The organism is Brevibacterium luteolum, from assembly GCF_013004595.1.
In the GTDB taxonomy this organism is placed as follows: domain Bacteria; phylum Actinomycetota; class Actinomycetes; order Actinomycetales; family Brevibacteriaceae; genus Brevibacterium; species Brevibacterium luteolum.
The window spans coordinates 13,156-26,450 of the sequence record NZ_JABEMC010000007.1; the positions used below are offsets into that span (position 1 = coordinate 13,156).

General features: G+C 65.9%; 13 protein-coding genes. 10 read left to right on the forward strand and 3 right to left on the reverse strand.

Going from position 1 to position 13,295, the window contains the following annotated elements; all coding sequences use genetic code 11:
• The first annotated feature begins 12 nt into the window (after window positions 1–12).
• From HLA91_RS10670 to HLA91_RS10705, 8 genes are all read left to right on the forward strand, one after another.
• A complete protein-coding gene (locus tag HLA91_RS10670) occupies window positions 13–957 on the forward strand; it encodes an ABC transporter permease (protein ID WP_170274652.1) in 945 nt (314 codons plus the stop codon).
• Window positions 954–1,952, forward strand: coding sequence for an ABC transporter permease (locus tag HLA91_RS10675; protein WP_204514239.1), 999 nt, complete (start codon window positions 954–956; stop codon window positions 1,950–1,952). The genes HLA91_RS10670 and HLA91_RS10675 overlap by 4 nt, the downstream gene beginning before the upstream one ends.
• On the forward strand, window positions 1,949–3,055 hold the full coding sequence (locus tag HLA91_RS10680; RefSeq protein ID WP_170274653.1) for an ABC transporter ATP-binding protein: 1,107 nt from the start codon (window positions 1,949–1,951) through the stop codon (window positions 3,053–3,055). Before HLA91_RS10675 ends, HLA91_RS10680 begins: the two co-directional genes overlap by 4 nt.
• On the forward strand, window positions 3,052–3,909 hold the full coding sequence (locus tag HLA91_RS10685; RefSeq protein WP_170274654.1) for an ABC transporter ATP-binding protein: 858 nt from the start codon (window positions 3,052–3,054) through the stop codon (window positions 3,907–3,909). The genes HLA91_RS10680 and HLA91_RS10685 overlap by 4 nt, the downstream gene beginning before the upstream one ends.
• Window positions 3,906–5,462: an ABC transporter substrate-binding protein gene (locus HLA91_RS10690; protein ID WP_170274655.1), complete on the forward strand. Its 1,557-nt coding sequence runs from the start codon at window positions 3,906–3,908 to the stop codon at window positions 5,460–5,462. The genes HLA91_RS10685 and HLA91_RS10690 overlap by 4 nt, the downstream gene beginning before the upstream one ends.
• Before the next feature lie 53 nt (window positions 5,463–5,515).
• Window positions 5,516–7,111, forward strand: coding sequence for an N-acyl-D-amino-acid deacylase family protein (locus HLA91_RS10695; protein ID WP_170274656.1), 1,596 nt, complete (start codon window positions 5,516–5,518; stop codon window positions 7,109–7,111).
• Window positions 7,112–7,229: 118 nt separating this feature from the next.
• The gene (locus HLA91_RS10700) at window positions 7,230–7,472 is read left to right on the forward strand and encodes a helix-turn-helix domain-containing protein (protein ID WP_170274657.1); all 243 of its coding nucleotides are present in this window, start codon (window positions 7,230–7,232) and stop codon (window positions 7,470–7,472) included.
• Window positions 7,456–8,667 carry a type II toxin-antitoxin system HipA family toxin gene (locus tag HLA91_RS10705; RefSeq protein WP_170274658.1) on the forward strand — a complete coding sequence of 404 codons (1,212 nt, stop codon included), beginning with the start codon at window positions 7,456–7,458 and terminating at the stop codon, window positions 8,665–8,667. The genes HLA91_RS10700 and HLA91_RS10705 overlap by 17 nt, the downstream gene beginning before the upstream one ends.
• Window positions 8,668–8,686: 19 nt before the next feature.
• Here HLA91_RS10705 and HLA91_RS10710 read toward each other — a convergent pair whose 3' ends face one another.
• Window positions 8,687–9,277 (reverse strand): Panacea domain-containing protein, encoded by a 591-nt coding sequence (locus HLA91_RS10710; protein ID WP_170274659.1) that lies wholly within the window; start codon window positions 9,275–9,277, stop codon window positions 8,687–8,689.
• A 338-nt stretch (window positions 9,278–9,615) separates the two neighbouring features.
• Here HLA91_RS10710 and HLA91_RS10715 point away from each other — a divergent pair, with 338 nt between their 5' ends.
• On the forward strand, window positions 9,616–10,260 hold the full coding sequence (locus tag HLA91_RS10715; RefSeq protein ID WP_170274660.1) for a C39 family peptidase: 645 nt from the start codon (window positions 9,616–9,618) through the stop codon (window positions 10,258–10,260).
• A gap of 96 nt (window positions 10,261–10,356) precedes the next feature.
• On the forward strand, window positions 10,357–10,593 hold the full coding sequence (locus HLA91_RS10720) for a hypothetical protein (protein WP_170274661.1): 237 nt from the start codon (window positions 10,357–10,359) through the stop codon (window positions 10,591–10,593).
• A 44-nt stretch (window positions 10,594–10,637) separates the two neighbouring features.
• On the opposite strand, the gene HLA91_RS10725 is transcribed toward HLA91_RS10720, so the two are convergent.
• Both HLA91_RS10725 and HLA91_RS10730 read right to left on the reverse strand, forming a co-directional pair.
• The gene (locus HLA91_RS10725; protein ID WP_338076788.1) at window positions 10,638–11,405 is read right to left on the reverse strand and encodes a FadR/GntR family transcriptional regulator; all 768 of its coding nucleotides are present in this window, start codon (window positions 11,403–11,405) and stop codon (window positions 10,638–10,640) included.
• Window positions 11,390–13,054, reverse strand: coding sequence for a lactate permease LctP family transporter (locus HLA91_RS10730; RefSeq protein ID WP_170274662.1), 1,665 nt, complete (start codon window positions 13,052–13,054; stop codon window positions 11,390–11,392). The genes HLA91_RS10725 and HLA91_RS10730 overlap by 16 nt, the downstream gene beginning before the upstream one ends.
• Between the last annotated feature and the right edge of the window lie 241 nt (window positions 13,055–13,295).

The window sequence follows — 13,295 nt, forward strand, 5'->3', positions numbered from 1 at the left end:
TGGAGTTGCGACATGCTGAGCTATATCGTCAAGCGCATCCTCGCACTCATCCCTGTGCTTGCCGTCGTCGCGATCGTCGTCTTCTCCCTCGTCCACCTCACCCCCGGTGACCCGGCCTCGGTGATGCTCGGGCCCAACGCCACCTCCGACCAGGTTGAGGCGCTGCGCTCCGAGATGGGGCTCGACCGACCGCTCGTCGTCCAGTTCTTCGCGTGGCTCGGCGGCGCGCTGACCGGTGACCTCGGGTACTCCCACTTCATGGGAGCGGCCGTGACATCAGTCCTGATGGACCACCTGGGACCGACGCTGTCACTGGCGATCCTCGCCGAGGTCGTTGCGCTCATCATCGCGATTCCCGCCGGCATCATCGCCGCCCGCCGACGCGGCTCGGCTGTCGACCAGGGCTTCATGGCCTTCTCACTGCTCGGCATCTCCGTGCCCAGCTTCCTGCTCGGTCTGTTCCTCATGCTGATCTTCGCCGGCTGGCTCGGCTGGCTGCCGGTCGCCGGCTACCGCGGCCTGGAGGAAGGCCTCGGCACCCATCTGCGCTATCTCATCCTCCCGGCGCTGGCCCTCGGCGCAATGCAGGCCGCACTGACCGCCCGCATGACCCGCTCGTCGATGCTCGACGTGTTCCGTGCCGGATATATGAAGACCGCTCTGGCAAAAGGCGTGTCCGAACGCAGCCGCGTGTACAAGCACGGGCTGAAGAACGCCTCGTTCCCCATCCTCACCGTCGTCGGCCAGTCGATCGGCACCCTCATCGCCGGCGCCGCCGTCATCGAAACCGTCTTCAACATCCCAGGCATCGGGCAGCTCATCGTCAATTCGGTCGAACGCCGCGACTTCATGGTCATCCAGGGTGTCGTGCTCATGATCACCGTGTCCTACATGCTCATCAACCTGCTCGTAGACATCCTCTACGGCTTCCTCGACCCACGGGTGCGACTGTCATGACGAAACCAGCCCACACCACACCACAGCGCCCCGAGCCCGAGGCGGGCCTCACCGGTGAGACCACCGGCGCCTCGGGACCGGCAGGAGCACCCGCCGCCGCCCAGCCCGGATCGACCGTCGGACTCGAGCGCCTCAGCATGCGACAGCTGATCTTCCGGAGGGTGACGAGCAACGGCCTCATCATGACCGGCGGCATCATCGTCATCATCATCGTGCTCCTGACGACGTTCGGCCCCATGGTCATCTCCCGCGGGCCCCTTGAGCTCAACATCCAGGACCGGCTGCAGGGCCCCAGCGGCGACTACCTGCTCGGCACCGACAACTACGGCCGCGACCTGCTCTCGCGAGTGCTGCACGGGGCACGGGTATCGCTGTTCGTCGGCTTCGCCGTCGCGATCCTCTCCACCGTCATCGGCTACATCATCGGCATGTACTCGGCCTACTTCCGGTGGGCCGACGCGATCCTCATGCGGATCTGCGATGGCTTCATGGCCTTCCCCGCCATCCTGCTGGCCATCGCGCTCATGGCTGTGCTGGGAGCCAAGACCTCGAACGTCGTCATCGCGCTCACCGTCGTGTTCACGCCCTATGTCGCGCGCGTCGTGCGCTCCTCGGCCCTGGTGGTCAAGGAGCAGACCTTCGTCGAAGCACTGCGCGCGCAGGGCGCCTCATCGAACCGCATCATCTGGCTCAACATGGCGCCCAACGTCGTCTCCCCGGCGATCATCCAGGCGACCTTCATCTTCGCCGACTCGATCATCACCGAGGCCGCACTGTCCTTCCTCGGCGCCGGCGTGCCGCCGCCCGCGCCGTCCTGGGGCAACATCCTGCTCGACGGCAAGACCCTGATCTTCAACAACCCGTGGATGACGATCGTGCCCGGTGCAGCCATCATCCTCACCGTGCTCGGCATCAACCTCCTCGGCGACGGCCTGCGCGACCTCTTCGACCCGCACACAGGCAAAGCCGTGCGGAAAGGCGGTGGACGGAAATGACGACGACAGTCGAGCCGGGCGGCGCCCACGGCGCCACCGGTCCCGAGGCGCCGGCCCGGGTGATCACAGTCAGCGGGCTGACGACACGGCTGGCGACCGAGCAGGGCGATGTCACCGCTGTCGAAGACATCGACTTCCACGTCGACGCCGGGGAAGTGCTCGGAATCGTCGGCGAGTCGGGCTGCGGGAAGTCCGTGACCGCGGAGTCCGTTATGCGGCTGCTCGATGAGAAGACGGCTGCCTACTCCGGCACCGTCGAATTCGACGGAACGGACCTCCTGTCAGTCAGCGAGGCCCGGATGCGTCAGTATCGCGGCGGCCGCATCGCGATGATCTTCCAGGATCCGATGAGCTCGCTCAACCCGGTGTTCACCGTCGGTCAGCAGCTCATCGAGACGATCCTCATCCACCAGCCGATGTCGAAGGAGGCTGCGAAGCAGCATGCCATCGATGCGCTGGAGCAGACCGGCATCGCCGACCCGCACGCGCGCATCGACGACTACCCGCACCAGCTCTCCGGAGGCATGCGCCAGCGCGTCATGATCGCCATGGCGCTCATCTGCGAACCGGCCCTGCTCATCGCCGACGAACCGACGACGGCCCTCGACGTCACCACCCAGGCCCAGATCCTGCGGCTCATCGACGATCTGCGCCGGGCACACGACATGGCCACCATCCTCATCACCCACGACCTCGGAGTCGTGGCAGAGGTCTGCGACCGGGTGATGGTGATGTATCTCGGTGAGGCTGTCGAGGCCGGGCCGGTGCGCGACATCCTCGACAACCCCCAGCACCCCTATACGCGCGGGCTGCTGGCCTCCACCCCGGGAGTGGACACCGACCGCACGCATCCGCTGCCGACCATTCCCGGACGTGTGCCGACTCTCTACGATGTGCCAGCCGGGTGCCGGTTCGCCGCTCGGTGCCCCTTCGCGGAGGACGCCTGCCGCGAGAACCGCCAGCAGCTGATGGAGATCGCGCCGGGCCGGTCGGTGCGCTGTTGGAAGGCAGTCGATGGTCTCATCGACGCCGAGGCGGAAGTGCCGCACGATGCTGCTGAACCGTCAAGGGCAGGCCGCGGGGCTCAAGGAGGCGAACGATGACCGAGAACGCGGCTGTGCTCGAGGCTCAGCAGCTGACGAAGACGTTCACGCTGCGCAATGCGATCGGCTTCCGAACGTCAGAGGTCCACGCCGTCGACGGTGTCAGCTTCTCCATTCAGCCTGGAGAGACGTACGGTCTCGTCGGCGAATCAGGTTGCGGCAAGTCCACAACGGGCCGGATGCTGCAGGCCCTCATCGAACCGACCTCGGGGAACATCCTGTTCCACGGTCAGCCGATCAGCGAATGCAACCGCGCCGAACAGCAGACCTACCGCTCGAAGGTCCAGATGATCTTCCAGGATCCGAACTCGTCGCTCAACCCGCGCAAGCGCATCGGCTCGATCCTCAACGAGACTCTCGTCATCCAGGGGATCCGCGATCGAGGGGAGCGGAACAAACGCATCGTCGCGGCGATTGAGGAAGTCGGATTCGGTGAAGAGCATCTGGTGCGCTATCCCCACGAGTTCTCCGGCGGTCAGCGTCAGCGCATCGGCATCGCGCGTGCGCTGGTGACGCACCCGGAGGTGATCTTGTGCGATGAGGCCGTCTCGGCTCTCGACGTCTCGATCCAGGCACAGATCCTCAATCTGCTCAATCGCATCCAAGACGAGCACGGTCTCAGCTATCTGTTCATCTCACACGACCTGTCTGTCGTCCGCTACATCGCTGATCGGATCGGAGTGATGTGCAAGGGCAGACTCGTCGAAGAAGCCCCGGTCGATGAGCTCTTCGCACACCCGAAGGACGACTATACGAAGAAGCTGCTCGACTCGATTCCACACGCCCACCCACGTGCGACAGCGGCGGTCTCAACCACCTCGGGCGCCACTGCAGGGGAAGGAGGAGCGCTATGAGCACGCACCGACCACGCCTGCTGCGCGTTCTGGCCATCGCTGCCACTGCGGCTGTGCTGGCTGTCAGCGGTTGCGGAGCCAAAGCGAGTGACCCGACCTCGGAGTTCCATTATGCGCTCAATGCCCAGCCGCCGCTGCTCGACCCGCTTCTGAGCACTGCAACGGCCACCGCAGAAGTGGCCCGCCTGATGTTCGAGCCGCTGCTGACGCAGGATGCCGACTTCCAGGTGCAGCCGCACATCGCCGAATCCTGGGAGGAATCCGACGACGGGAAGACCACCACCTTCACCATTCGTGAAGGGCTGACCTTCCACAGCGGCGCTCCGGTGACAGCCGAGGACGTCGAAGCCAGCCTCGACCGGTGGATGGAGATCTCAGGGGTCGGCCAGCAGTTCTTCGCAGGAGCCGACGTCGAAGTCGTCGGAGACCGCGAAGTCGCCGTGCACACACCCGAGAAGATGTACACCCTGCTGTACTTCCTGTCCGACCCGGGCCAGATGACCGCGATCATGCCGAAGAAGGTCATCGACGAAACACCGGCAGAAGGCCTGACCGAGTTCGTCGGAACAGGGCCATTCGTGTTCGACACGTGGCGGACGGACCAGTACATCCAGCTGCACAGATTCGAGGACTATCAGTCCCCAGAAGGCGAGCCGAGCGGACTTGCGGGGCATCGAGAGGCGAAATCCGACACGCTCATCATCGATCTCGTGACTGACTCCTCCACCCGGCTGGCCGGTCTGCAGACCGGCGAATATGACGCGGCAGCCGGCATCCCATTCGACAACTCCGGACTGCTCGAGAAGGACACGACCCTGCAGTCCATCGTCGGAGAGAACGGCTTCAACGGTGTCGCCTTCAACAAGAAGGCCGGCATCATGGCCGACAACACTATGCGCAACGCCGTGGCAGCTGCGCTCGACCACGAGGACATCCAGCTCGCGGCATTCGCCGCCGACGAGTTCTACGACGTCAACGGAGCTATCAGCCTGCCCGGACAGCAGTTCTACACCGAAGCGGGTCTCGAGCTCTTCAACCAGCAGGACCCAGACCTGGCGAAGCAGCTGATGGAGGAGGCCGGTTACAACGGCGAACCGGTTCGCATCCTCACATCGCGCGAGTACGAAGACCACTACAATTCCGCGGTCGTCGTCGAGGAGAATCTCAAAAAGGCGGGCTTCAACACGCAGATGGTCGTCGTCGACTGGGCGACCCTGCTGAGCATGCGCGCTGATGAGAACGCCTTCGAACTGTTCACCACCGGGTGGTCGGTCAACGCCGTGCCGGTCACGCAGGTGTTCCTGCTCGGGTCGTGGCCCGGCTGGACAGACGATGATGAGCTGAGCCAAGCCATGAATGAGCTGACCTTCGCCGCTGACGACGAGGCGGCGGCTGAAGCCAACGATCGACTCCAGACCCGAGTCTACGAATACCGGCCGATCATCAAATACGGCAACAAGCGCACGATCGTCGGCGCCTCGGTCGATGCCGAAGGAGTGCAGTTCGTCCCCGGTGCCGGCATCGTGCTCTGGAACGCCCATATGACGAAATGATCTGACGCGCCGGTGGACGCCGGCGCGTCAGACAGAGGAGGAATGGACAGGGAATGGCGCAGTCGACCGTGCTCAGCGGAGCCACCGTCTACGACGGCACAGGATCTGCTGGTCAGCCGTTGGACCTGCTCATCACCGGAGACAGGATCGCTGCGATCTCACCGCCCGGGCGCTTCCGGGGAATGACGCACTCTGCTCGCACGATCGACGTCACAGGGCTGAGCATTGCGCCGGGATTCATCGATGTGCACAGCCATTCCGACAGCTCTCCGCTCATCGACCTGGACGACACCTCGAAGATCCTCCAGGGGGTCACCACCGAGGTCAACGGCAACTGCGGTTTCGGGCTCGCCCCGATCAACCCGGCGTTCGCCGACGACTTCACCACCCTGGCCCTCCGCATCTTCCCGCCGCTCGACTTCGACTGGCGGAGTCTCGACGAACTGCACGAGCGCGCTGCGGCAACGGGCTTCATCACCAACTTCGCCTTCCTCGCTGGGCACAACACGCTGCGTGTCGCCGCCATGGGATCCGACGAGCGCGCACCGACTCCAGCTGAGATGACGGTGATGAAAGACCAGCTCTATCGCGCGCTCGAAAGCGGCGCCGCCGGGCTCACCACAGGGCTCATCTATCCACCGGGAATCTTCAGCACAACCGAGGAGATCACCGAGCTCGCCTCCATCATGCCGGCGACAGCCGTGTATGCCAGCCATATGCGCAACGAATCGTCACGCGTCCGCGAGAGCATCGAGGAAACGGTGAGCGTCGCCTCGCACGCCGGTGTGCGCTGTCACGTCTCCCACCTCAAGGTTGCGGGCCGACACCTGTGGGGGCAGATGGGCGAGATCATCGAGACACTCGACAGCCATCGCGCCACCGGACTCAGCGTCACCCACGATGTCTACCCCTACACGGCCTCCTCGACGATGCTGACAGCTGTGCTCCCTCCTTGGGCCCACGACGGAGGAGCTCCGGCGCTGCTGCAGCGACTTGCCTCACCGAGTGAGCGTGCCCGGATGGCGCAGGACATCGCTGAACCGTCCGGGAGCTTCGAAAGCCATGTGCGCTCGACGGGCTGGGAGAACATCGTCATCGCCAGCACCGCCAGCCACCGATACGAAGGGCTGTCGTTAGCCGCGCTCGGAGCCCAGCACGACAGACATCCACTCGATGCCGTCGCCGACCTGCTCATCGACGAACAGCTCAAAGCGACGATGATCATCCACGGTATCGGTGAGGAAGACGTGCAGACTGCGCTGCGCAGCCCCTACACCGCGATCGGCTCCGACGGCCTGCCGGTGGGAACAGGCGGCAAACCGCATCCGCGAGGCTATGGAACCTTCGCACGCATGCTCGATGTCTACGTGCGCCGCGAGAAGCTGATGGGCATCGAGGAGGCGATCCGGCGGATGACCTCGCTGGCCGCAGACATCTTCTCTCTGCCTGACCGCGGCCGCATCGCAGCAGGCAGCAGTGCCGACCTCGTCATCTTCGACGCCGAGGGCCTCAACGACCATGCGACCTTCGATGACCCGATGCGCTCACCGTCGGGAATTCACGCTGTGTGGGTCGGAGGCGAACAGGTGGTGAAGGACGGCGCTTACCTCGGTCGGCGAAATGGCACTCTGCTCAGCGCCCGCCACTGAAATGGAGAATACCGGTTGATCTTAGAATCCAGATCAACACCATCTGATCTGGATTTCTTGATCATGCTGGTATGATCTGATTTATCCGATCAATTCGGTGCGACAGTCGGAGGTGCCCATGGACCGCTGGTCGAGGATCATCGCCCCAGAGGACCTGGGGGAGACGATCCAAGCTGCGCGGATGGACAGAGGTTGGTCCCAGCGGGACCTCGCACGGATCTCAGGGATCGCGCAGAGCGCCATCTCCGACATGGAATCCGGCAAGCACACTCTCTACGCCGAACGGCTGTTCGCCCTGCTTGAGGAGTGCGGCGTCACCCTGCGTGCAGAATGGACGACCGACGATGCGCCTGGCAGTTGAGCTCTACGGCGTGATCGTCGGTCATATCGATGCGCAGGGGCCGCAGGACTTCGATTTCACGGCGAGCACAGAAGCCATCAGCCGCTTCGGCATCAACAGCGATGTGCTCTCAGTCGCCGTTCCGCTGACCGATCGACCGCCGCGCCACCACGCCGGCAGGCGGCGGAACTTCTTCAATGAGCTGCTGCCCGAAGGTGACATCCTGACCTGGATGCTTGAGCGCAGCGGCCTCCGCAGAGGCGATACGCCGGCGTTCCTCGCCCGCTACGGTCGGGACATCGCAGGGGCCGTGCAGATCTGGGATGTCGACGATCCCAGTGAACCGCCGACGCCCGAAGCCAGTCCCGTGAGCGACCGCGAGATCCGGTCACTGCTCGAAAGCCCGATGGCCGACCCGCTCGCGAACCGACGACGGTCGGGGAGGACCTCGCTGGCCGGTGTGCAGCCGAAGATCGTCCTGGCTCAGCGAGACGGCCGCTGGCATCGTGTCGCAGGCGGCTATCCTTCAACGCACATCATCAAGCCGAGCCTCTCGGCGCACCCGACGGTCATCGGTGATGAGGAATACGGCTGGCGCCTCGCCCGCGCCCTCGGTCTGGCGGACTATCGAGTCGAGCTGACCGCGTTCGCAGAGCTGCCAGCGCTCGTCATCGAACGCTTCGATCGAGGCGCTCAGGGTGAGCGACTCCACCAGGAGGACTTCAATCAGGCACTGGGAGCCGCCGGTGATGAGAAATACCAGGAGGTCGGCGGAGCAGTGACGCTCAGACGAATCGCTGAGACCGTCCGCCGCCGCTGCCCGAGGCCAGAGCTCATCCAGCTGGCCCGCCAGGTCGTCCTGTGCTGCGCGATCGGCAACCTCGACATGCACGCGAAGAACCTCGGCCTCATGCATCTGCCAGACCAGAAGACGCTGCTGGCTCCCGCCTACGACATGGTGCCCATGGCTCAGCATCGCGATGCCGATGGCCGGCTGGCGCTGACCGTTGACCGGCACTACCGGCTGGCCGACGTCAGCCACAGCAGCCTCGTCAGCGAAGTCGCATCATGGAAGCTCAGCGATGCCGAACGGATCGTCACTGAGGCCCTCGAAGAGATCCGCACAGCCGTCGGGGCGGAGACACCCGACCCCTCAGCCTCACCTGACCTGCAGGAGTCGATCGGGCAGCGCACTCAGCGGCTGCTCGAGCACTGACCCTGTGCGCTCGGCCGCCTCAGTGCTCGCCGACGAGCGGGTCGCGCAGCACCGGCTCCCGGAGCGCCGCCGTCCCGGCAGGGGAGGCGCCGCCGCCGAAAGTCGGCTCGCGCAGCGCCATCTGGCGGCGCAGCTCCTTGGCCTTGATGCGCTGCTCGGCCGACTCGAGATCATCCGAGGTGGGCCGCTGCGGCACCTGGGCTGTCGCCTCGGCGCCGGCCGCAGCCCAGGCATCTGCCTCACGCATGGCGATCTCACGCAGCTCATCGAGCGTCAGCGTCCCGCTCGTGCGGCCGTCGACGGCCAGCCGGCCGAGGTCGACGAGCCTGGTGGTCGGCAGGCGCATGTAATGGCTGATGATCGCCTCGAACTCCAGCTGCTCGCGCAGGTCGAGTTCGGGACGCCTCGGCATCGCCTGCGGAAATCCGTCATGGGCAGCGGCCACAAAGGGTCCGTATTCGCCGATCGCCGTCTCGTCTTCGAACAGCGGCTCCTCATGCCACGCCAACCACCAGGCCTGCGCGCAGACGAGCAGCAGATCGGCTTGAGTCTTCGTCACACCCGGCTGCAGGAACTTCAGCCAGGCGAGCACTTCACGCGCGGTGCGCATGGCACAGCTCCTCTCGCCAGCGAGCTCTCCATTGATGTCTCGCCTGATACCACCCTAACCGCCCCGCGCAGACGGTCGATCCTCAAAGCCGCATGATCGGCTGTGATTTTCGTCCAAGGCCACCTGCCGACTGACGGACACAGAGCCGTCATGGAGCCGCTGAGGCTGATTGCAACCTTCGTGCAGGTCTACGCCAAAGGTGCAGTGCCGAATCCATTGACGCAGACATCCCGTCTTGCTTCCATGAATATGTGAGCAGTTCGGCCGTCCCCTCCACCTCAGCTGAACGCCACCGCCCCGATCATCCCTCGAACACCCCGTCCAAGGAGAGATCCCCCATGCGTCACGCACGCACCATCCCCACCCTGGTCGTCGCCGGCACCCTGGCTGTCGGCAGCCTGCTCGGCACCTCGGCAGCGGTCCTCCCGACCGCCGAGGCGGCCCCCGCCTCGGCGGCGGTCGCCACCCAGGCCGGCGAGAAGGTCCTCGACTACCGCTGGGAGCAGCAGGATGACTACTACAACTGCGGGCCCTTCGCCATGCGGATCGCGCTCTCGGCCTTCGGGCATGACGTCCCGGCCAACGACCTGGCCGCCGAGGCCGGCACGACGACTGCCGGCACGAACTTCGGCGCCATCGAGCAGGTGATGAACGCCCGCCTGAACACGACGTTCTACGAGACCAAGTGGATCAGCGAGGAGCCCACCCAGGAGCAGAAGGACCTGTTCTGGCATGATGTGCAGTACGACATCGACCGCGGCCACCCGGTCATCGTCGACATCATGACCGGCCCCGGCGCCTCCCCGGACTGGTACCCCAAGGACCAGGGCCTCATCTACCACTTCTTCACCGTCGTCGGCTACAACACCGACACCCGCGAAGTGAAGATCGCCGACCCGGCGAACTTCGGCGGCGTCGGCGAGTTCTGGCTGCCGGCCGACCAGGTCGCGCTCATGGCAGGCGGCCGCGGCTACACCGGCTGACCCCTCTGACCCCGCGCCCGAGGCGGTGGCCGGCACCTGTGCCGGTCACCGCCTTCCGCTATGGTGACGGGCCGGCGGCTTCGCTATTGTCAGGTCATGGGAATCGGGCGCATGTTCAAGCGCAGGTGGCGGACCGTCACGCTGCTGGCATGCGCTGTCGTCATCTGCACGCTCTTCGTCATCCGCCCGTGGGCGCAGGAGCCGGCAGCCGGCTGGGAGCTGCTCGTGCAGATCGCCGCTGTGCTCACCGCTGGGCTGGCGCTGTTCGGGCTGTTCGTGCCCGCCGCGCCTGGAGGCAGAGCCCGCCGCGAGGGCCCCGGCCGTGAGCGGTGAGCTTTCAGTTCAGGCGTGCTGCCGGTCTTCAGCACCGCGGTGCCTCACCTCTCCAGATGCTCGAAGGCCCTCCGGTAGAACCACTCGACGTGCGCGGTGACCGCGTCCGCGGCAGCCTGCGGGTCGCTGCCGGTTACAGCCGCGAGGATCTGCCGGTGCTGCTCCTGCAGGCGCAGCCTGACCTGCGGCCAGTCGGTCAGCAGCCGCACCCCCTCCTGCACATAGCCGACGGTCGCCTGGCGCAGCGAGCCGAGAATCGTCGTCGTCACCGCATTGCCGCCCAGTGAGGTGATCGTCAGGTGGAACTGTGCATCGAGTTCGTGGAACGTCTCATCGGGCAGAGCCGGGTCATCGAGGGCAGCGAGGATCTCAGCGGCCCGTGCAAGAGTCTGTTCCGCCTCGGGATCGGAGGCGGCCTCACGCCGGGCGGCTGCGGCAGCGGCATCGGCTTCGAGCAGCCGGCGCACCGCGACAACGTCGACGACCGGCAGGAAGCTCGACGCCAGGTGCATCCGCAGCCCCCAGCCGAGAGCGGCCGAGGGTTCGGAGATGACGATCGCCCCAGCGCTCGGGCCTGAGCCGACCCCCGAGCGCACGAGCCCGAGCGCGTCGAGGATGCGGATCGCCTCGCGCACGGAGTTTCGGGAGATGCCGAACTCCTCGGCCAGCGCCCGCTCCGAGGGCAGCCGGTCGCCGATGCGCAGCTGCCCTGTGCGCAGCCGGTCTTCGACAGCGTCGAGGATGGCGGCATAGGACTTCGCGGGAGTGCGGCGTTCGGGGCCCATCTGGTGAATGCTCAGGGAAGCATCCACGCGAGCACATTCGACTGCAGGAACACGAGGCTGCAGATGATGAACAGCAGCCCGATGCTCCACGGGATGACCTTCTTGAAGATCTCGGACTCCTTGCCCTCCATCTGCACCGCCGTCGCTGCGATCGCCAGGGATTGCGGGGAGATCATCTTGCCCACGACCCCGCCCGAGGTGTTGGCCGCCAGCAGCAGCTTCGGGTCGATTCCGGCGTTGGTCGCCGCGGTGTGCTGCAGGTTGGAGAACAGCGCGTTGGCGGAGGTGTCGGAACCGGTGACGGCGGTGCCGAGCCAGCCGAGGATCGGGGAGAGGAAGGCGAAGATCGCGCCCAGCGACGCGAGGTAGGCGCCGATCGAGACAGTCTGGCCGGAGAAGTTCATGACATAGGCCAGAGCCAGCACGGCCGCGATCGTCAGTGCCGCCCACCGCATCCGCCAGGCGCAGGTGCCGATGAGCCCGAGTGCTGCACCCATCCCGAGGCGGTAGCGGCCGTGTTCGCTGAAGATCGTGTAGATCGCCGCGACGACGAGTCCGGTGATGAGCAGGATGGTGCCCGGTGAGGACAGCCAGGCGAGCTTGTAGGTGGTGGACGCGACGACCGATCCGTCGGCGGTGAGCAGGTGCTCGGACAGCCCCGGCCACGGGATCTCCAAGGTGGTGGACGCCAGGGCGGCCGGGACGTCGATGCCGAGCTTCCACATGTTCGCCACGGCGAAGAAGGCGACGACGAGCAGGTAGGGCAGCAGGGCCATCCACACGCGCACCGGCTTGAGCTCGGTGGTGCTCACCGGCGCGGTGACGCCGAGGCGCTCGCGCACCTCTGCGGTGCCGCGTGGGGTCCAGACCTTGAGGAACAGCACTGCGGCGCCGAGCGAGGCGAGGCAGGCGACGATGTCGGTCATCTCGTAGGAGAAGTGGGTCGCCGACCACCACTGGGCGATGCCGAAGGACAGGCCGATGACGAGCGCTGCCGGCCAGGCGTCCTTGATGCCGCGCAGTCCGTCGAGGACGAAGAGCAGCACGAAGGGCACGATCCAGGCGACGAACGGAGCCTGCACACCGACGATCGCACCGATCGCTGCCGGGTCCTCACCGGTCAGGGAGCCTGCGGTGGTGATCGGAATAGCGAGTGCACCGAAGGCCACCGGCGCGGTGTTGGCCAGCAGCACGGCGATGGCCGCGCGCAGCGGAGCCACGCCGAGGGCCATCACCATCGTGGCGGTGATTGCGACCGGGGCGCCGAAGCCGGCGAGGGCTTCGAGCAGGCCGCCGAAGCAGAAGGCGATGAGGATCGCCTGGATGCGCAGGTCGCCGCCGCCGATGCGGTCGAAGAGCAGACGCAGGTCCTCGAAGCGGCCGGACGTGACGGTCAGCTCGTAGAACCACAGTGCCATGACGATGATCCACACGATCGGGAACAGCCCGAAGGCTGCGCCCTGTGTTGCGGACAGGGCCGCCAGTCCGAGGGGCATCTTGAAGCCGAGCCAGGCGACGAGCAGCGCCGCGGTCAGCGCGGCCAGCGCCGAGGTGTGGGCGCGGGCTTTGACGCCGAGCAGCATGGCGAAGAAGGTCGCAAGCGGGATGAGGGCGACAAGGGCGGACAGACCCAGTGACCCGCCGACGGCGTCGGTGGCTGCGGTGAAGTTCTCCACGGGGGCTCCTTGAGACGGGAGGGCGCTCGGATGCGGGCGCGGCCAGTGAGGTGCGTTCAGCAGTGAACGTGATCCACGCCGGTGCTGTGTGCTACATTACAGTATGTGGTGGGACCACAGCTTACACGCGTTCGGGACGAGCACAAATCCGTGTCAGGTTAAAGGCGTACGATGGCACACAGCAGCACCTCATCAGAGCCGCTCCCGGCGCCGACCTCGCTCCGGAACCATGAGCGTGCTG

What these genes read in the sequence shown, in the direction of transcription:
- HLA91_RS10670 (WP_170274652.1), top strand. Translation starts at nt 13, where the DNA reads ATGCTGAGCTATATCGTCAAGCGCATCCTCGCACTCATCCCTGTGCTT.
- HLA91_RS10675 (WP_204514239.1), top strand. Translation starts at nt 954, where the DNA reads ATGACGAAACCAGCCCACACCACACCACAGCGCCCCGAGCCCGAGGCG.
- HLA91_RS10680 (WP_170274653.1), top strand. Translation starts at nt 1,949, where the DNA reads ATGACGACGACAGTCGAGCCGGGCGGCGCCCACGGCGCCACCGGTCCC.
- HLA91_RS10685 (WP_170274654.1), top strand. Translation starts at nt 3,052, where the DNA reads ATGACCGAGAACGCGGCTGTGCTCGAGGCTCAGCAGCTGACGAAGACG.
- HLA91_RS10690 (WP_170274655.1), top strand. Translation starts at nt 3,906, where the DNA reads ATGAGCACGCACCGACCACGCCTGCTGCGCGTTCTGGCCATCGCTGCC.
- HLA91_RS10695 (WP_170274656.1), top strand. Translation starts at nt 5,516, where the DNA reads ATGGCGCAGTCGACCGTGCTCAGCGGAGCCACCGTCTACGACGGCACA.
- HLA91_RS10700 (WP_170274657.1), top strand. Translation starts at nt 7,230, where the DNA reads ATGGACCGCTGGTCGAGGATCATCGCCCCAGAGGACCTGGGGGAGACG.
- HLA91_RS10705 (WP_170274658.1), top strand. Translation starts at nt 7,456, where the DNA reads ATGCGCCTGGCAGTTGAGCTCTACGGCGTGATCGTCGGTCATATCGAT.
- HLA91_RS10710 (WP_170274659.1), bottom strand. Translation starts at nt 9,277, where the DNA reads ATGCGCACCGCGCGTGAAGTGCTCGCCTGGCTGAAGTTCCTGCAGCCG.
- HLA91_RS10715 (WP_170274660.1), top strand. Translation starts at nt 9,616, where the DNA reads ATGCGTCACGCACGCACCATCCCCACCCTGGTCGTCGCCGGCACCCTG.
- HLA91_RS10720 (WP_170274661.1), top strand. Translation starts at nt 10,357, where the DNA reads ATGGGAATCGGGCGCATGTTCAAGCGCAGGTGGCGGACCGTCACGCTG.